Annotated in this window: 13 protein-coding genes; 3 read left to right on the forward strand and 10 right to left on the reverse strand. The window is 37.5% G+C overall.

What is annotated here, in order from left to right; genetic code table 11:
• Positions 1–88: 88 nt before the first annotated feature.
• Together PQ459_13620 and PQ459_13625 are read right to left on the reverse strand one after the other, a co-directional pair.
• On the reverse strand, positions 89–1,717 hold the full coding sequence (locus PQ459_13620; protein WDF45937.1) for a hypothetical protein: 1,629 nt from the start codon (positions 1,715–1,717) through the stop codon (positions 89–91).
• Between the two features lie 124 nt (positions 1,718–1,841).
• The gene (locus PQ459_13625; GenBank protein WDF45938.1) at positions 1,842–3,329 is read right to left on the reverse strand and encodes a T9SS type A sorting domain-containing protein; all 1,488 of its coding nucleotides are present in this window, start codon (positions 3,327–3,329) and stop codon (positions 1,842–1,844) included.
• Positions 3,330–3,997: 668 nt separating this feature from the next.
• Here PQ459_13625 and PQ459_13630 point away from each other — a divergent pair.
• A complete protein-coding gene (locus PQ459_13630; protein WDF45939.1) occupies positions 3,998–4,192 on the forward strand; it encodes a hypothetical protein in 195 nt (64 codons plus the stop codon).
• On the opposite strand, the gene PQ459_13635 is transcribed toward PQ459_13630, so the two are convergent.
• A complete protein-coding gene (locus tag PQ459_13635; protein WDF45940.1) occupies positions 4,160–4,336 on the reverse strand; it encodes a hypothetical protein in 177 nt (58 codons plus the stop codon). The genes PQ459_13630 and PQ459_13635 overlap by 33 nt on opposite strands.
• Between PQ459_13635 and PQ459_13640 the strand changes: the two genes are divergently transcribed.
• Together PQ459_13640 and PQ459_13645 are read left to right on the forward strand one after the other, a co-directional pair.
• Positions 4,320–4,739 (forward strand): hypothetical protein, encoded by a 420-nt coding sequence (locus PQ459_13640; GenBank protein WDF45941.1) that lies wholly within the window; start codon positions 4,320–4,322, stop codon positions 4,737–4,739. The two genes, PQ459_13635 and PQ459_13640, sit on opposite strands and share 17 nt — an antisense overlap.
• Before the next feature lie 184 nt (positions 4,740–4,923).
• On the forward strand, positions 4,924–5,070 hold the full coding sequence (locus PQ459_13645) for a hypothetical protein (GenBank protein ID WDF45942.1): 147 nt from the start codon (positions 4,924–4,926) through the stop codon (positions 5,068–5,070).
• Positions 5,071–5,445: 375 nt separating this feature from the next.
• On the opposite strand, the gene PQ459_13650 is transcribed toward PQ459_13645, so the two are convergent.
• From PQ459_13650 to PQ459_13680, 7 genes are all read right to left on the reverse strand, one after another.
• Positions 5,446–6,576 (reverse strand): glycoside hydrolase family 5 protein, encoded by a 1,131-nt coding sequence (locus tag PQ459_13650; protein ID WDF45943.1) that lies wholly within the window; start codon positions 6,574–6,576, stop codon positions 5,446–5,448.
• Positions 6,577–6,589: 13 nt separating this feature from the next.
• Positions 6,590–8,353 (reverse strand): glycoside hydrolase family 2 TIM barrel-domain containing protein, encoded by a 1,764-nt coding sequence (locus tag PQ459_13655; GenBank protein ID WDF45944.1) that lies wholly within the window; start codon positions 8,351–8,353, stop codon positions 6,590–6,592.
• A 111-nt stretch (positions 8,354–8,464) separates the two neighbouring features.
• Entirely contained in the window at positions 8,465–10,078 is a 1,614-nt protein-coding gene (locus PQ459_13660; GenBank protein WDF45945.1) for a RagB/SusD family nutrient uptake outer membrane protein, read from the reverse strand.
• 34 nt (positions 10,079–10,112) lie between these two features.
• Positions 10,113–12,959 (reverse strand): SusC/RagA family TonB-linked outer membrane protein, encoded by a 2,847-nt coding sequence (locus tag PQ459_13665; protein WDF45946.1) that lies wholly within the window; start codon positions 12,957–12,959, stop codon positions 10,113–10,115.
• Positions 12,960–13,159: 200 nt separating this feature from the next.
• Entirely contained in the window at positions 13,160–17,281 is a 4,122-nt protein-coding gene (locus PQ459_13670; protein ID WDF45947.1) for a two-component regulator propeller domain-containing protein, read from the reverse strand.
• A gap of 28 nt (positions 17,282–17,309) precedes the next feature.
• The gene (gene uxuA, locus PQ459_13675; GenBank protein ID WDF45948.1) at positions 17,310–18,494 is read right to left on the reverse strand and encodes a mannonate dehydratase; all 1,185 of its coding nucleotides are present in this window, start codon (positions 18,492–18,494) and stop codon (positions 17,310–17,312) included.
• A gap of 15 nt (positions 18,495–18,509) precedes the next feature.
• Positions 18,510–19,340 carry an SDR family oxidoreductase gene (locus PQ459_13680; GenBank protein ID WDF45949.1) on the reverse strand — a complete coding sequence of 277 codons (831 nt, stop codon included), beginning with the start codon at positions 19,338–19,340 and terminating at the stop codon, positions 18,510–18,512.
• Between the last annotated feature and the right edge of the window lie 267 nt (positions 19,341–19,607).

A 19,607-nucleotide genomic window follows, 5' to 3' on the forward strand; every position in this document is an offset into this window, starting at 1 on the left:
TAAAATTGATGAAAAAGAGAAACAATCCTACAAATTATGGCGTGACATATTGTGACAACATTGATTTTTATTCGTGACCAACAATAATCTAAATCGCTGATATATAATCGAATAAATTAATTCCATCAGTCAAATTCAGTTTTTTGGAAATTCTTTCCTTTCTTTTCCTGCAGGATTCTGGACTTATGTTTAGGATGGACGCAATTTCTTTGTGACTTAAATTCATATAAAGATAACAGATGAATCTGATCTCGGAAGAACTCAGATCTGGATGTCTTTCTTTCAAAGTTGTAATGAAATTTTGATTCACGCCTTCGAAATGTTTGAAAAAACTATCCCATTGATTATTGTTCTTCAACTGAATTTTCAAATCCTTGATCGATTTTACCAGATGGGAATTATTCGAAATTTCCGGTTGATTGATGATGGCCTCAATGATCTCCTCCACCACATCATTTCTGCTGGAAATCGTCAAAGCCTGTGATGTCAATTGTCGGTTTTGATGTTCTATTTCGTTTTTGAGACGCTCTTTTTCGAGCAAAGACAAAGTCTCCTGTTCTTTTAACTGCTGGGTCAGAATCAGATTGTCGCTTTGCTTTTTCTCAAATTCGAGTTGCGTGATTGTTTTCTGTTGTTTGTATTTGATCGAATTGTTGTAAAGAAAAAGAAGCACCAACAAAATGATGATAATGGCAGAAGCAATGATGACATAGAAAATTTTTCTTTCATCTTTCAAACGCTGTTGGCTTTCTTTCAGTTCAAATTGGTAATTCTGCATTTCGAACTTGATCTTCCCATTGTTGAACAAAGCAGAATTGTTAATTTTAGAAATCGAATCATTGACCACGATCACAGAATCCTTATACTTCAGAGACTCATCATAATTCTTGGTTTCTGCATTGATCTTAGAAAGATAATTGTAGATTTCTTCCCTATTATTAATATTTGGCGAGAGTTTTCGCGCTTCCAGTGCCATAGATTTGGCTTGCGCATAATCACCTTTTTTCTCGCTGATCTGAGCCTTGATCAATAGAATAAAAACCAGATTTTCAGTTTGATTTTCAACTTCTAGTTTAGGAATGAGATAATCAATGATGGCTTCGGAATCTTTAAATTTTTTCTTCAGATAGAGATTTTCCGCAAGAGCCATTTTGTTCATAATGTTGACTTTTGGATCATCTTTAGTCAAAGTTTCCGCCTCCTGAATATATTTATAAGCTTCATTGGTTTTGTTCAATTTGTTCAAAACCAGACCAAGGTTTACAGCATAAGCCCCAGCTTTTTCGTTTCGTTTGTTTTCTTTTGCGGTTTGGTAGGCTTTTAGAAAATATTCGTAGGCTTTCTGATTATTTTTCTCTTCAAAGTAGAGAATCGCAATGTTGTTTACGACCGTCATCACGTGCTTTTTATCTGGCATATTGGTCGCGATGTCATAAGCTTCTAAATAAAATTTCAGAGCTTCACCAAAGTCCGTCATCAGATAATAATTCAGACCGATATTATTGGTTGCACGAAAATTAGCTTTATTCCATTTCTTATGTTCCGAAACTGTTTTCACACGGATCAGCATTTCCAGGGACTTCGTATGTTGCTTTTTAAACATTTTTTGAATGGCAGAATCTATGATGACCTCACATTCTTTCTCTGATTGTCCAAATATTTTCGAAGGCAGAACAAAAAGTATGATTAGGGGTATTATTCTCAGTAATAATTTCATCTTGCATCAAAATCGTTTAACGAAATATAGATATAATTAATTTTAAAAGCAAAAGATGACAATATGAATATATATTTTTAAAATTAAAATCGGTCTTAAAATTAATTCAAGACCGATTCATAAATTATTGTTTGATCAATTTCTGGAGTTTGGATTTTCCGTTGACGAATTTAATATTCAGAAGATAAATTCCTTTAGTTAGCTGAGAAACATTAATATTTGAATTTTTTGTTTCTGAAATTTTCTTTCCGGATAGATCTAGGATTTCAACAGATGAAATTTCTTTTTTACTGCTTATGTTGAGAAGATCTTTAATAGGATTTGGAAATATTTTTACCTCATTAATAGACAGACTATTTTCGTTTGTTGCCAAGTTTGCGTGATTAAAGATATAGGCAGAACCAGCATCCTGTATTTCATTCTCTTCGTTGCTGTCCAAGTCATCTCTGGACGCGCCGACAATAATCTCATTTTCATTCATCGCAATGCTCCAACCATAAGAATCTTGGACCACATCATTTTGTGGCGTCAGTTCCTGATCAAACTCCCAGTTATTTTGAACATTCTTTTTATAAACAAAAGTTTTTCCCGGTTCGGCACCGTACAAATGCGGACTGGCTATCAAAAGCTTGTCATTTTTCATTTCACACATCCATCCAAAATAAGTATGTTCTGAAGATTGATAACTTGCAATTTTTTGAGATTCTTCCCAATAACCAGTTTCATTAAGCTTAAAAATATAAGCCATTGATGGATTCCCAGTATTGCTCTCTGTGTAGGCGCCAACAACCAATTCCTGATCATAGATGCTGATTGAGTTTCCGAAATAAGAATTTTCAAAATCATCTGACGATGCCAGACTTTGATGAAAGATCCACTGTCCGGAATCGTTTTTTTTATAAATGTAAATTTTGCCCGCGCTGTTATTTTCGCCACTTGCTCCAACTGCAAGATAACCGTCATAAAAACTGACACCGATTCCGAAATTCCCAAAATCAACGCCTGCAGGAGATTCTATCCTTTGTATTTCCGACCAATTATCATTATTTTTTTCAAAGATATAGACTACACCTTTCCAAGAATCTACGCCAGGTGCACCAGCAACAATCGTATTTCCAGACACAGCGAGAGAAGTTGGATTAACGGCCAACAAAGCATCGTTGCTAAAATCTGAGGCCAGCAATTTTTTCTTGAAGATCCATTGATTATTGGAATTTGGTTCATAGATATACAATCCCCCTGCCCTTGCAACACCTTCAATATCAGCCCTTCCTGCTGAAACCACCATAAAATCACTTCCTAATTTTATACTTCCTCCAAACTCAGCCATTTCAAAACCATCAGGTGCATTGATTTTTTGATGAAATCCCCAGCTCTCTCCGTTTTTCTGATAAATGTAAACCGCACCTTTCGCAACCTCTTCTCTCGAAGCACCAACGGCGAAATATTGATTGTTGATTGCAACAGCGGTTCCAAACTCAGCTCGGCTTTCTCTCGTTGAAGCCGTCAATTTTGCCGATTGCTGAAATTGTCCGAAAATAAGTGAAAAACAAAATAGTTGTCCTAATAAGGTTGATTTTGCAAACATTTTCAAAAATAGATACTTTTTCATATATAAATTTTTTATTGGGTGAATTTATATAATGATAAGTTAAACGACATTGTACAAGGCGTGACATTGCGTGACATTAGAACTTATTTCAAGAAAAAACACGGATTTCAATCTCTAAAATGCTTTAGTCTTAAAAAATGAACACTACAATTCAATTCTTGATGACCTTCTGGTTTCGCCTCCCTAAAATTCATAGAATTTACAAGGGAACAATTTTCCAAAAATGAAAAAACGGAGGAATACTTAATTGAAATTCCTAAAAAATAAGTAGGATAAGTTGATATTGAGATCCAAGAAAAAAATGACGATGGCCACTTCACGACGGCAGAATACCAATTGGAAGATGATATCAATAACATTACAGTCAAAATGAAACAACCTGTTGATATCAGGGTGAATTTTTAGGAATTGAGGGATGAGCCGTCCTAATGGAAACTGATCTAAAATATTAAACTACCTAACCACTTGGCAGAGGTAGTTTTATAACTAGATGCAAAGGGCGAACTATTGTAATCTTGACCAAGGCGCAACTAGATGAAAGGCCAGATCAATACACCCTGTCCAAAGCATAATCCGGATTGTCCACTTGCTGTATTCCGGCTATGTAAATATCTCAGCAGAGTTGGTTGTTTTGATTGATCATGGAGATAAGAATATATTTTCCAAAGATGGAAACAGAGATTTTATCCTACATAACCAGTAAGACAGGACAAGCAAGTCCCGGAAGTATTATACTGAATGCCACAACGCCAACCTCTGTAAAAGTAGAATATTACAACGGCACCAGCTGGGTTGACCTTAGTGTACAGGGTACAGATGTCTTGTCTTTTCTAGGTACAACCTGCTGCAAGAGAAATACATAATGCAAGAGCAGTCATCGGAAGCGATACTACAAATGCCAATGGCATTTTGGTTCTGGAATCATCTTCCAAAGCAATGGTTCTACCAATAGTCTCCTCACATTTGAACATCACAAATCTAGCACCAGGAATGATGGCCTTAATCAATAATGGAGGCAATAAAACAGAACTGGCTAAGAGATTAATTTCGAAATATGAGGATACAATTTATTACCCTATCCCCAGAATATCCTCACAAAAATTAAATGAAGCGATTCAAAAGTGTTGTGAAGAAATTGGTCTTACCGAGGAAGTTCAGTTAACACGTTATTGCGGCTCAAAAAGATTTGACGAAACATTTAGAAAATGTGATATAATTACAAGTCACACTGGAAGGAAAACTTTTATCACTAGTAGCTTGTTCTTAGATATTCCCGAGCGGATTGTTAAAGCACAGACCAACTCCAAGGACGAGAAAAGTTTTAGGAGGTATGTCAAAATCTCAGAGCAACATCATAAGCGGGAGCTTTATAAATGGAATGTATTAGCGGTAGATGACAATAAAAATTAAAACATTTTCAAAATATTAAAATGGACACTATAAAACAAATGGAAAAATGATATCACAAATATTCTAGATAGATATTTTCAACCTTTTCCATAATGGCCACAGTCAGACAAACCAAGTAAATAAAAGTCATCATTAAACTATTCTATGTCTTAATGTGAATTTTGAATCTAATAAAGATAGGAAAATGGATAAATTCATCAAAGACGGTTTACAGTCAAAGTCTGAAAAAGAACTGCAAATTGAGGTATCAAATGAAGATATCCTATCCCCCTACTATTTCCCACTACCTGAAGATCAAATGCGTCAACGGGAAGTTGCAGCCACCTTCTGAAACGTTTTTAGAAAGAATTTTTCTAAAAAATAATATTAGTAGAAATTACATAAAGTCTATACTAAAAATGTGTACCTGTAATTGACCCCAAAGGTGCAATTCTCGAACACTTTTGTAGAGGATTTAGATAAATTAGCCAACCTTCTCAGTCTCTAAAACTATTATTTCCTAAAATGTTTTTAAAAATCAGTTATTGTTTTCATTTGCTTTAATTCTCTCAAAATGGTGGAGCTTAAATTATTTAGAGTTTTAAATAAGGACCGATAAATTCTAACCTTAAGCTTCGAGGATCACCAACCAAAAATTAAAAAAGCTGTTCCACAATTCTGATAGAAAATGAAACAGCAATTAAGAAAATAATAATGTGATTTGATTTTATTCTAACATATACGGTACTATATTATTTACGAAAGATGTACCGTTTGCATTGATGAGTGCAAACCAACCTCTGTCATCCCATACACTGTATGACATAGACTGAGCCAGGGTTGTTCTTGCCATTGTACGGTAATAATTTCTGACAAGATCGGTATTTCTCTCCGCAGCATTGCTACTTCTTCCTACTCCGAATTCGCCGTAATGAACCGGCACATTCAATTTTATCGAATGTGCTTTCACATTTTGAATGCCTGTCTCAAAACTGGCAGTTCCAGGAAAAGCAGCATTGCTTCCGGTCTCTCCGCAGAATGCCCAAGGAGAATACGTGTGAACCTGTATGGATATATAGTCATCATTGCCTCCACCTGGCAATGAAGATTTACTTGGATAGACGTTACTGATATATAGCGCATTTCCTTGACCGTTGGTGCCCACCATAATCAATCTTTTTTCATTATTACCACGTGTTGCGCGTATCGCGTCATATCCGATCTGATTAACTTTTCGAGTGTATTGTAAAGCCAATGCATCTGTGGGTTCGGGAAACGGGCCATTTCCGTCTACTTCTCCCAAATTACCTTCCGGCTCATTTAGAACTTCAAAGATCAATTTTTGGGGATAATCTTTAAAATATGTAGCAATACCTGTCCATAGATTTCGGAACTTGCTATCATACACCTCGGATCCATCATAATGATCCTTAAGCCAAGACTCGTGATGGGTATTTAGAATAACGTATAGATCCTGAGACAGTGCATAATCTATCACTGCCTTTAGCTCCAAAAATCTTGGATGATCGACATTGATATTGCCATTGCTATCTGCAAGAGTAGATGTAAACCTATCCATCCAGGTCGTTGGTATTCTTATATGCTTCATTCCTGCGTTCTTGTACAGATCGATAACTGGTTTGACCGCTGCCAGGTTGGTCGGATGGATACCGTTCTCAAAGGTATTACCAAGATTAAAACCTGGTCCCATATCAGCAATCATCTTTTTAGCAGAAAAGGGATCCGGATTTTCCACTTGTCCTGATTCCCCATTAACAAACTCTACTTTGTCCTCGTGTGTGCAAGAGACTAAAAAGAATAGCATGCTTAATCTTAGTACTCTAAATATTTTTTTCATATAGAATGAGGTTTTATTTATTATTTAATGATTTACTTTTATAATAATTCTGAAGCGTATAAAAAGCTTTCTTTTTGACCCCAGTTTCCGAAATAAGACCTTTTCTGTTCCAGAAATTCTGATAAATTGGATTTTGACGTCTCGGTGATTTGAAATCGACGAGGATCCAGGGGGTCATTCCCCGCAGTCCATCTATTTTTTCAAGCATTTCCAGTTGTTTTTCATAGAACAACTGCTGATGCTCCTCACTCCAGACGGTGTCCTCATCTGCGTGATATCCAGCTAATGCATCGGCTCCAAATTCAGAGATCACCACTGGTTTGTTGAATTTTATCTCCCATTTATATTTTGGCAATTCTTTTGGCTCAGACCAGTACCAGCCTCCATATTCATTAAAACTGGCAAGATCCAGCTTTTCACCTAAAGGGTCTTCGACCGTTACGTCATAGCCATTACGTTCAATTTCCAGTGCGGCTGCAACAAGTCTTGTCTCGTCTAAGCTGCGAACTTTGTCGATTAATTTTCCCATAAAAACATTACGTTCCTTACTGATAGGCGTCTCATTCCCTACGGACCAAATAATCACTGAAGCTCTGTTTTTATCTCTTTCGATTCCTACGGTCAACTGATCTTCTGCGTTTTTGTAAGTATCAGCATTGCTCCATGAGATAGTCCAGTAAACAGGAACTTCTGCCCAAACCAATAATCCAATCTCATCTGCAAGACGCAGCATCGTTTCGTTGTGTGTGTAATGTGCCAAGCGGATATAATTGCAACCCAACTGCTTCGCCCATCCAAGTATCATCCGCATATCACCTTCCGACCGCAAACGTCCACCGACCAAAGGATTTTCATCATGCACAGAAATACCTTTCAAAAACAAAGATTGATTATTCAGCAAAATATCTTTTCCAACTGTTTTGATTGTTCTAAAACCAATTTTATCATTAATTTTATCTGATTTTGAACTGATCTTGACATCGTATAGCTTAGGATTTTCCGGCGACCAATAAGCAATATTTTTTGTAGGAATTATAATTTTCGCATAACCATCTGCATCAGTTTCAATGGTGGTCTTTATCTTCAGTTCAGCAATTTCTATGATCAGTTTCTCTTTGCCTGTATTGCCACTTAATTTTACAAAACCTTCTAATTTAGTAGCATCATTTTTAGCCAACTGCACTTTATAATCTTCTATGTATGATTTTGGTGTGCTTATTAATAAAACATCACGTGTGATTCCGCCATAGTTCCACCAATCTGTGTTAATGGTTGGCACCTCATCTTTTTTGCGTATGTTATCGACCATCACCACTACATAGTTATTGCCCTTTTTTAATTTCGACGTCACATCAAATTGAAATGGCGTAAACCCGCCTTTGTGTGTGCCTACCTTTTCGCCATTCAGATAAACGTGACTTTCATAATTCACCGCTGCGAAATATAAATAGTAACTCTTGTTGGCTTGTGGATCTGCAACAAAATCTCTTTTGTACCAAACAGTACCTTCATAAAACAGAAGTTTTTGATCTTGAGAGTTCCAATCACCAGGAACTTGCAGAGAAGGCTCAAAATCAAAATTGTATTCGACTCTTGTTTTTTTGTCCGGGGATGTAATATTATCATAAAAACCTCCCTTTCCAGATTTACTTTGATCGAAAGGTTTTTGTCTGTAATCCAAGTAGCCCATCTGGTATGGATCTATAATATACTTCCAAGAACCATTCAAATTGATATGATCTCTGGCAAAAGCGTGCTGAATCGTTTTTTGTCCCATAATCGATATGCAAAATGAATTTAAAATAAAGACTGTCAACAGCAACTGGATAATATTTTTTTTAAACATAAAATTTAGATTAATGATTGATTCAAATATTAAGTTATGATCCTAATATCCGATATTAAATTGTGAAGCTGCAGCACCCATAATGTCGATCTGACTTTGGGGAACCGGGCAATTGACATACTGCGCTCTCCACGGGGTAAGACTATTTACAGCGTCGGAGGCTTCTGAGCTTGTGTTATCACCATTTCTGTAGTGTAGAGTAATTCTTTCACCCAGAATTCCTAATCGTTTCAGCAGAAACCAACGTTCATTTTCAAAAGCCAATTCCCTTGCTGATTCTTCAAGATAGGTTTCCTGCGTCCAGCTTGTAAAATCAAATGATGATAATGCATTAGGATTGAGACCATAACCTCTTCTGCGAACTTTATTAATGTATGATAAAGCTAATGCATCATTTCCAAGATTATGATGCGCTTCCGACGCCAGAAGCAGTGTTTCTGCATATCGGTAATACATATAATTTTTAAAACTGTTTTCTGTCCCAACCAGCTTTGTTTGAAAGTCTGCATATTTTTTAAGGCTCCAGTGGTACCTTCTGTAATTATCCTCCGGCTGCGTAATAGGCTGTCCAAAGCGTGGGTGAGCAGGATTATTAACAATATAAGCAGTATAATTATCTGGCCAGTAATAAGTTGAAAACCGCTTGTCATTGGTCTTGTCATAAAGGGATTTTAAATAATTATTAGGATAAAACCAACCTAACGATTGCCCACCGTAATTAACATCTAAAACCATCTCATTTCCAGCACTACCCGAAGCTCCAGACTGTTTTTCATAAATTCTTTGGGTAAAAACACTTCCCAGCCAAAATCCACCACCTCCTGCAAGATCATCCCCTTGTCCGAGACTTTGGTTGCGCTGGTAAACAAACAGCGCTTCTTTATGGTTGACATCAGCTCCGAAAACCTGATTAATATCTACCAAATCGTGGGTGGGGTTGACAATAATTGCATCAAATTCTTCGGCAGCTTTCTGCCAGTCTTTGCGCCACATAGCCGCTTTACCACGCAGATGTCTCGCAACTCCTTGACCATATCTGCCCGTTGGCACCTGCCAATCCAAGTTTGCAACAGCATAATCCAGGTCTTGATTAATAACCCCGAAAATCTCTTCTTCTGTAGCTGCTTTGTAAATTACTGCATCATCTATGTTCTGTGCGTTAGTGGCTACAGTATCCAATAAGATAGTGCCATACATTCTTATCAAATCCAGATAAAGCTCGCCTCTTATAACGCGCGCCTGTGCTACCAATTTCCTTTTAGCATTACTATCCATAGACACTGTACGTGCACTGCTGATAATTGCCGAAGCTCTATCTATAATTTTATAGGCATTGACCCATTTGTCCCTCGGGAAATTTTGAGGTGTGTGAGTAGTAGCTCCGTAGGGCGTAAACCACGTTCTGTGAAGGCCAAGATCTGTAGCGGCCATAAAAAACACATTCGCTTGCAGATTGCTATTATCTCCAGACGGCGCATTGTACTGTCTCATTCTGTTGTATAAGGCGTTGACGCCCACATCAAGACCTTCCGGTGTTGTATATATGTAATCTACAGAAACCTGATCTATAATCTCTTCCTCCAGGAAATCTTCACACGAGATGCAAATTGTTGCCAGAGATATGATAGAAATGAATAAACATTGTAATTTTTTCATAGTGTAATGACTTAAAATTTAAATATTATTTTTTTTAAAATCCGAATTTAATTCCAGCAACAATGGTTCGCGCTTCAGGATATTCGTTTGGATTTTTTTCCGGGCTGTAAGACTGATAATCTGTAATCGTAAAAAGATTGCTACCGGTCAAAAAGATCCTGAGGTTGGTAAGACCAATCTTAGCCACTGTGTCTGGTTTGAATGAATAACCGCAAGTGATATTTTGCAATCTGAAGTAAGAAGCGTCCTGAAGTCCCATATTAAAAATATTTGACGGGTCATTCCCCTCATTTGGTCTGGGATAGTTTCCACCAGGATTTTCTGGTGTCCAATAGTCTTGCTTGATACCATTTTTTATTCCTCTCAAGGATCCACCTTCCAGATAGCTGTATAGAAAAGGATTATTTTTCACAACACCTTGCACAGTATAAAAATCTGCATTAATGTCAAATCCTTTATACTCGAATCCAAGTGATAATGTACCATACCAGTCTGGCATCTGTGATGTGATTACGCGATCTTTGTCATTGATGATCCCGTCGCCGTTTACATCTCGTAGCTTGATGTCACCTGGCAAAGCAAGAGGCTGCGCAGAGTTAACAATATCTTCACCCTGTTGAAAGATGCCTACGACATCGTACTGATAGTACACATTGATCGGCTGACCAATGAAACGTCTGTTAAGGATATCATCATCTTCCCTACCATCACCGTCTGCATCTCTGCCATACAAGCTGATGATCTTATTTCTGTTTTTCGTATAAGCTAAACCGATTTTGAATTTGAAATCTGAGGTTTTGATCACATCCGCATTCAATGATACTTCAAGACCTTTGTTCTCTACTTCGCCTAGGTTGTTCCACCTATTGCTGTATCCGGATGAAAGATCTAACTGCTCTTGAACAAGTAGGTCTTTTGTTCGGGTATTGTAATATTCAACCGTTGCTGTTATCCTATCTCTAAAAAAACCAAGATCCAATGCGGAGTTGAATGTTGTTGAAGTTTCCCATTTCAAATTGGGGTTGGGCAAAGTTGGTCCTGGGATATATCCAGAGACCTGATTACCACCTATCACGTAATTACTTTGGTCGGCAGTACTCTGGCTCAATCCAGGCGAAATGGCCTCATTACCAACACTTCCGTAGCTGAATCTAAGTTTTAAATTATTGAGGAAATTTAAATTTTCCATAAAATTTTCCCTGTGAATATTCCACCCGATATTGGCTGATGGGAATGAGGCCCATTTGTTATTTTTACCAAATACTGTGGAGCCATCAATTCTTCCTGCAATCGTCACATAATATTTGCTATCATAGTCGTACTCCAGACGCCCGACAGCAGATACAATTCCTCTGTTATATTCTGTAATAGTCGGTGTATTGAGTAACGCAGATTGCAATCCATTAATCCCCAAGATATCATTCGGGATATTTGTAGAGGCATTCTCAAAATCATTTCTATTAGTTTTCGAGATACTCTGCACAACGGTGGCGGCGAAATGATTTTTCTCTGCCAATTTGAAATTGTAGGTGAAGATATTTTCCAATTGCCATTCTACCTCATCTTGGAATTGAATACTGCCGCTCCCCTGGTTGTTATTGGCAATTCCAGCAACCGACTGTGTTGTATTATATGATTTTCTCTTGTAATTCCACGATCTTCTGCTGGCATTCATTCTATATTTAAAACCTTGAAAAGGTGTAAAGTCCACAAAAAGGTTGAGAATGTCATTTCGGTTCTGTACAAAATTGGTCGTTTGGTAAAGATCGATGAGCGGATTTTTATTTTCAGCAAAACCTCCGGGCAATAGTCTGAGTGAACCATCATCATTGTAAACGCGTCCGAGAGGCGATGTTGTAATAGAACTTAAAATGACACCTGCATTATTTGGATTATTGGTCTCTGAGAATTGAAAGGAAGTATTCAGACCCACTTTCAGCGTATTGCTGATTTTTTGATCAGCATTTAATCTGATTCCTGTTTTGTTAAAATCTGAATTGGGAATAACACCTTTGGTCCCAATATAGTTCACACTACCAAATATACTGGACTTGTCACTGCCTGATGAAAAATTGATGGCGTGATTTTGTGTCTCTCCTGTTCTGAGCATGAGCTTCTCCCAGTCAATATATTTCCCGGTCTGTACACTTTCCAATTCTAATGCAGAAAAAATCTCACTGTCTGGCCTGTATACACCCCCATTGTTAGTTCTGAAAGCTTCTCTCTTTAACTGGGCAAATTCTTCACCACTGTAGATATCAAAATTTCTGTTGATTGTTTGAAAGCCCGAAAAACCATTGTAAGTCACTTTGGCTTTGCCACTTTTCCCTCGTTTTGTGGTAATCAGTATGACCCCATTCGATGCTCTCGCACCATAGATGGATTGTGCAGCGGCATCTTTCAAGACCTCTAGGGATTCTATGTCATTTGCATTGACGTCATTTATACTTCCAACCCTTACTCCATCAACGATCACGATAGGATTATTTCCTCCAGAGATCGATCGCTGACCACGAATTTGAATATTTGATGAGCTACCCGGCGCACCATTGGCAAGTGTAACCTGTACTCCGGCAGCCTTTCCACGTAACATTTCACCAACATCCGATGTAGCTACTTTTGTAAGGTCATCCGCGTTGACCTTGACCACTGAGCTGATGACATCACTTTTCTTCTTTGCACCGTATCCAATGATCACGACCTGCTCTATTTCTTTGGAGACACCAACCAAAGTGTCCCTATCAGAACTTGGAGTGGTACTTGGAGTGGTCTGCGCGTGAACAGATATTTGCCCGGAGAGTAGGAAGGCAACTGCTATGAGTCCTATTTTTTTGCCATCATAGGTTTTAGAAGAACCAATATTCTTGTCGAATTTTTTCATATTCTTGAGTTTAATAGCTTTGTTTTTTACAAATATGTCTGATAATCATATTTATCTGGGTGTATAAATATGCTTTTTGCGGGGTAATAACGTATGAACCAACACAACATATTGAAAAACAACACATTATTAAAGTATTTCACATACGTTAAAATAAAAATACTAGCGGGAATATCTAAATATGAGAGGTATTGGACCAATTATACCCCGGAATTATGATCACTTTTGTAAGATGTAGGAGAAACTTTGTACACTTTTTTGAACTCACGGCTAAAATGTTTACGATCATTGAATCCGACCATAAAAGCAACTTCTGAAATCGGATGAGTTGTGTTCAGGATAATATCTGCTGCCTTTTTCATTCTAAGCTGTTTTATAAGACTTGCCACAGAATGGTTGGTAAGTGCAGTGACCTTTTTGTACAGTATGGTCCTGCTCATACCGATCTTATCAACCAGCATATTGACGTCAAATTCAGAATTCTCAAGATTTTCTTCTATCACGCGCATCAGTTTTTTGATGAATGCTTCTTCGGGCGTGGTAAGACTGCTCAGGTCAGAATCTATGATAAAATTACCACTGTATTTCTTTCTGAAGATCTCCTGGGCAGAAAGTAAATTGGCAATACTCAGTTTAAGTTCCTGCGTACTAAAAGGTTTGGTGATATAAGCATCTGCACCTGTCGAAAGCCCTTCTATTTTATGATCTATAGATGCTTTAGCGGTAAGGAGCAATACTGGTATGTGACTGGTACTCTCATTGGTTTTTACAATGCGGCAAAGTTCTATGCCATCCATCTCAGGCATCATAATATCACTGATGATAAGATCTAAGATCTCGGTCTCTAAATAGTTTGCTGCCTCCTTACCGTTGGCAAATTCCACTGTATTGTAATCGCTGGACAAAATACCTACAATAAATTTGCGTACATCTTCATTGTCTTCGACAACCATTAAAGTCTTCTTGTCCTTGTCGGGAAAATCAGCAAACGCAATTTTTTCATTGGTTACAATGGTCGGAGAGTCTATGATCATCTGCTGAAAATCCTCGCCATTACTTTCAATGATCTGATCTTCGGATAAATGTTTGTTACCTAATTGTAATTTAATTTGGAAAACGGTCTTGGCCCAGGTCCCTTCTTCATCCGGTGTTGAAATTTCACCTTTATGCAATTCTACAATGCTTTTTGAAAGTGCCAGCCCCACGCCGCTTCCCATATTTTGTACCCCTCTGTCATCCACTTGAAAAAATCTTTCGAAAACACTTGTGCGATTATTCTCTGGGATGCCGATTCCGTTATCTTTAACTTTGATGAATACAGCATTCTCATCTGGCGTACCTTTTTCTACTGCAAAAACTATTTTTCCATTTTTTTTAGTGAATTTGAATGCGTTGGAAAGCAGATTATAAACAACCTTTTCCATCTGATTTTTGTCAAAATAAGCAATGATGACATTGGAGTTGAGTACGAATTTGAAATCGATATTCTTTTCAGTCGCCAATCCTTTATAGGATTCAAATATTTCAAAACAGAAGGACACTACATCTTGTCTTTGGCAGTAGATTTTCATATAGCCCTTTTCAGCTTTTCTGAAATCCAACAGCTCGTTTACAAGTTTAAGAAGACGGTCTGAATTCTGCTTTATTGTTTTCAGTTTAGCATTGGTCTGTGGATCTTTTTCATTAGACAACAATTCTTCCACTGGCCCTTTGATAAGTGTCAGCGGGGTTCTTATTTCGTGCGAAATATTTGTAAAAAAATTGATCTGTGTTGTGAGGATCTCTTCTTTCCGTTCATTTTCCACTTGTTCCAAAAATATTTCCCTTCTAAGTTTTAGACGGTATTTTATGAAACGATAGACGGTGTAATTGGCTCCAACAAAACTGATCAAATAAGAGAGATATGCCCACCATGTCCTATACCAAGGTGGCAGTATTACAATTTTCAGTTTTTTAATATTCTTGTTCCAGCTTTGGTCTTCATTGGTGGATTTTATGGATAACGTATAATTTCCCGGATCCAGATTGGAAAGATTGATCCTGTTTTGAGTACCTATAAAATGCCATTGATCTTCAGAAAGTGCGTTGTCCAACTTGTAGGCATACTTACTCTTTTGCGGATTGATAAAATTAAGGCCCGTAAATTCCAATCCTATATAACCTTGGTCATAGTTGATCGTGATCTCCGAAGTTTCAGAGATGGGCTGCTTTAAAATCCCATCTGTTTGATCTGCCTCTACAATCTCGTTATTTACGATCAGTTTCGTAAGGACTATGGGTGTGTTATTAGAAGTTTTTATTAATTTCCTAGGATCAAAAAGCAGGAGACCTTTGGAAGCTCCGAAAGCTACCATATTGCGATTGATCCTCGCAGTGGAATTGTATAAAAATTGTTTTACAGAAAGACCGTCCGCAGATGAAAAACGTGTAATTTCAAAGTCGGACGCTTTCAAGTTGCTGCCATCGTTTTTAATTTTGATCTTAAAAAGAAAATCTTCTGCACCAACCCACAAATTGCCCTGTGCATCTTCGGTAATACTTTTAACAGAGGCATCCGTAAAGCCTTTTTCCTTATTAAGAGCAAAAAACTTTTGATTGTTCTCATTGAGATAATATAGGCCATCATAATCTGCTCCAATCCAAAGTCTTTTTTTTGAATCTGTAAACATGACTGTCAGACTGTTATTATCCAAAGGCTTTGCATTATTTGCCCTGAAGATCTTTGAAATTCTGTTGAGTTTCTTATCAAAAAAATTAAGCCCGTTTTGTGTAGTGATCCAAACACCATCGCTCCTGTTTTCTAAATCCATTACAAAATTATCGGACAATGCATTCGCAGACCCATCATTTTTATAGTTTAGAATAGTGCCGTTTGGTAGAATTTTTATTAACCCGTTGCCATCTGTTCCTATCCAAATATTGCTTCCATCGACAAGAATGGATGTAACAGGTCTCTCCCCTTTTTCAGCAGAATTAAGAGAAATCTGAGAGAATTTTTTCGAGGTTTTATTAAACTCAAAAAGTCCATTGAAGGTGCCACACAAAAGTGTGTTAGCATCTTTTTTAGCTAATGATGTAATGATATTTTTAATATTTTTCTCATTACTGTTGTCTATAGCGTAATAATTGGAGGTCTTACCTTTAAGATCAAGATAATTAAGTCCTCCGCCAGAAGTCCCCACCCAAATACTTTGATCATTTTCCTTTAAAATGGCGCTTGTAGCAGCATTGTTGAGACCAAACCCCGTGTTTGTTACCTCTGAGATCTTCGTGAAATTTAGATTGGATCTATTGTAAATATTTATTGCTCCTCCCGAAGTTCCTACCCAAACAGAACCTGTATGATCTCTCATAAAACATTTCAGATCATTATCGCTAAGACTGTACAGATTATCGGGATTATGTTTTATTCTTTTAAATTTTTGACTGTTATTACTGAAGATACTTAATCCTCCTTTTGTTGCAAACCAAACGGTATTTTGGTCCCATTGGATGATATCATTGATCCAATTCGATGACATAGAATTGGTGTTCCCAGGATCGTGCTTAAACTGTAAGAGAATTTTTTGTATTGAGGAAAATAAAAATGCACCAGAACTTTCCGTAGCAAACCAAAGATCGCCTTTGCTGGTCTTTATAATTTTTCTCACCTTGCCATTGATCAGCTCTGCATTTGAAGACAATTCTAGAGGTAATGGTTTTTGATGACTTGTTTTCGGATCAAAACATTTCAGACCTTTTGACGTTCCGACAAACATCCCATAATTTGAATCATAAAATAAAGATAGAACCCTGCTTTTACACAATTCCGAATTCTTGTTGAAGTTTTCCAGCTTCCGGGTAGACTTTTTAAGTTTTTTGACACCGCCAAACGTTCCCACCCAAAGATTCCTTTGTCCATCTTCGGCAAATGCAGCGATATAATTACTTCCACCTTTCTCTTTGGTTACATCCAGTGATATAAAATTATTGGCGTTTTTATTATAAAAATTGAGTCCGTGGTTTGTACCGATCCAAAGATTCTGATCGTGGTCTTCAAAAATCACATTGATGTGATTATTGCTCAGGTTGCCATTCGTCTGTTTATCTCTAGCGTACTTCCTGTAGCTGTAACCATCGTAGCGGAATAGTCCGTTTTCAGTCCCGATCCACACAAATCCGGATTTATTCTGGATCATACTGGAGATCATACTGGGCGAGAAGTCATCGTCATAATTAATCTGATCGAAATGAAGTGATGCTTCCTGAGCAGGTAAAATGCCAGAAACAAAAACAAAAACAATATAGATTAATATATCAGTTACTTTTTTCAACAGATTCATAATTACCTCACAATGATTATTATCAATTCTAAATTGTATCAAAGCTGCGGACGATACCCAATTCCAAACCTCGTAATTCGGCTAGTCCCCTAAGTCTTCCTATCGCAGAATATCCGGGATTTGTCTTCTTTTGCAGATCATCCAGCATCTGATGCCCGTGATCCGGACGCATTGGGATTATAAGATCAGCCCTTCCCTGCTGTTCCCTTTTACGTTCTTCTAAAATCACTTCTTTCACCAATCCGTACATATCGACGTCACCTTCAAGATGATTGGCTTCATAGAAATTTCCTTTATCATCTCTCTTCGTACTTCGAAGATGTAAAAAATGAACTCTATCTGCAAAGCGCTGAAATATTTTCACAAGGTGATTATCCTCTCGAACTCCCAGTGAACCTGAACAGAACGTCATTCCGTTTGCAAGATCCGGAACTGCTGAAAATAGCAAAGCATAATCTTCCTCGGTGCTTACAACTCTTGGCAGCCCCAATATAGAATATGGCGGATCGTCTGGATGTATGCATATCCGCGCATTATTTTGGGAGGCAACTGGAACAATTTCCTGGAGAAAGAGAATCAGATTTTGTCTCAGTCTGTTTGCATCAACTGCTGCATAGTTGTCCAAAATAGCCTGGAAACTCTCCAAACTATAGCCTTCCTCTGCGCCTGGTAAACCCGCAATTATATTGTTGACCAGTTTTGTTTTCTCTGTTTTCGACAGTTTTTCAAGATATGCTTTGGCTTGTTCTTTTTCCTGCGGCGAGTATTGTGACAATGCGCCGGTCCTTTTAAGCAAATACAGGTCGAAGGCGGCAAATGCTGTATAATCGAACCGTAGGGCTTTGGAGCCATCCTGCAATTCAAACTCGAGATCTGTACGGGTCCAATCCAGAACAGGCATAAAATTATAGCAAATGATGTTGATCCCGCAATGCGCCAGATTTTCAATGCTTTGCTTATAATTTTCGATAAATTTCTGAAAATTCCCAGTACGGGTTTTTATATCTTCGTGAACGGGAATGCTTTCGACAACATTCCATCGAAGTCCTTCATTTTCGATTATTTTTTTTCTGATATTGATTTCCTCTACAGTCCATACCGAACCGTTTGGAATGTGATGAAGTGCGGTCACAATACCCACTGCTCCAGCTTGTTTGATATCTGATAAAGATACTGGGTCCTTCGGTCCATACCAGCGCCAAGATTGTTCCATTTTTTATTTTTTTATTTAAACACCACTAAATGCGCTAAAACCACCATCCACAGGGATCACAATTCCAGTAACGAAAGACGATCTGTCATCACATAAAAACAATACAGAACTGATCAGATCTTCCGGATTTCCAAATCTTCCCGCAGGTGTCTGTGAAATTATAGATCGCCCTCTTTCCGTGAGACTGCCATCTTCTGATGTGAGCAGACTTCTATTCTGAGTTGTCAGGAAAAATCCTGGTGCAATAGCATTAACACGGATACCCAGCTTGGAAAAATGAACAGCGAGCCACTGGGTCAAGTTCGAGGTTGCAGCTTTTGCCGCGCTGTAAACAGGAATTTTAGTTAATGGGGTTAAAGCACTCAAAGATGAGATATTGAGAATGCTACAGCCTGTTTTTCCTACCATATCTCTTGCAAATACTTGTATTGGAAGAAATGTTCCCAAGAAATTGAGATCGAAAACTGATCTTATTCCTTCAGATTCGAGATCGAAAATCGTTCTAAAGTCAGGATCATTATGATCCAAGTCTTTTTGCGAAAGGTATGGCTCAGATGTAGTTCCGAGGGGATGATTGCCTCCAGCCCCATTGATCAGAATATCACAAACTCCTAACTTTTCTGTGATTTGCAACCTTGCTTTTTCCAAAGTTTCTTTTTTTAATACATCTGCTTCAAAAATGTAAGCAACGCCACCATCCTCAACAATTTCATTTTTCAGACTTTCTGCTTTACCCATTTCTCTTGCCAACAGAGCAACTTTAAAACCTTTCTTTGCTAAAGATTTTGCTATTATTCTGCATAAAACTCCAGTGGAACCTGTGATAACTACGACTTTTTTTTTCATATTTTTTTGATAATCAGACTCACAAAAGTAATTTATCACCACAATCTGAAGCAGTTCAAATATCTTTTTTTAGGGGTAAAGACGTCCGAATTAAAAATATAAAAAAATATCATATGTTTAAATTTAAATTCATTTGGATGAAGAATTAGTAACAATCTGTTTGAAAGATAGCAATTTGACATAAATATCACCTGACAAATTCATTCAGCATTGCAGTATGATCTACAAGCTAAATTTGAATATAAAAATATGAACTTCGCAATCTCA

The sequence above is a fragment of the Chryseobacterium sp. KACC 21268 genome, from assembly GCA_028736075.1.
Lineage (GTDB): Bacteria > Bacteroidota > Bacteroidia > Flavobacteriales > Weeksellaceae > Epilithonimonas.

Coding starts and splice junctions, on each gene's coding strand:
- PQ459_13660 (WDF45945.1), bottom strand. CDS start 10,078: ATGAAAAAATTACAATGTTTATTCATTTCTATCATATCTCTGGCAACA.
- PQ459_13665 (WDF45946.1), bottom strand. CDS start 12,959: ATGAAAAAATTCGACAAGAATATTGGTTCTTCTAAAACCTATGATGGC.
- PQ459_13680 (WDF45949.1), bottom strand. CDS start 19,340: ATGAAAAAAAAAGTCGTAGTTATCACAGGTTCCACTGGAGTTTTATGC.
- PQ459_13650 (WDF45943.1), bottom strand. CDS start 6,576: ATGAAAAAAATATTTAGAGTACTAAGATTAAGCATGCTATTCTTTTTA.
- PQ459_13630 (WDF45939.1), top strand. CDS start 3,998: ATGGAAACAGAGATTTTATCCTACATAACCAGTAAGACAGGACAAGCA.
- PQ459_13640 (WDF45941.1), top strand. CDS start 4,320: ATGATGGCCTTAATCAATAATGGAGGCAATAAAACAGAACTGGCTAAG.
- PQ459_13655 (WDF45944.1), bottom strand. CDS start 8,353: ATGGGACAAAAAACGATTCAGCACGCTTTTGCCAGAGATCATATCAAT.
- PQ459_13620 (WDF45937.1), bottom strand. CDS start 1,717: ATGAAATTATTACTGAGAATAATACCCCTAATCATACTTTTTGTTCTG.
- PQ459_13645 (WDF45942.1), top strand. CDS start 4,924: ATGGATAAATTCATCAAAGACGGTTTACAGTCAAAGTCTGAAAAAGAA.
- uxuA (WDF45948.1), bottom strand. CDS start 18,494: ATGGAACAATCTTGGCGCTGGTATGGACCGAAGGACCCAGTATCTTTA.
- PQ459_13625 (WDF45938.1), bottom strand. CDS start 3,329: ATGAAAAAGTATCTATTTTTGAAAATGTTTGCAAAATCAACCTTATTA.
- PQ459_13670 (WDF45947.1), bottom strand. CDS start 17,281: ATGAATCTGTTGAAAAAAGTAACTGATATATTAATCTATATTGTTTTT.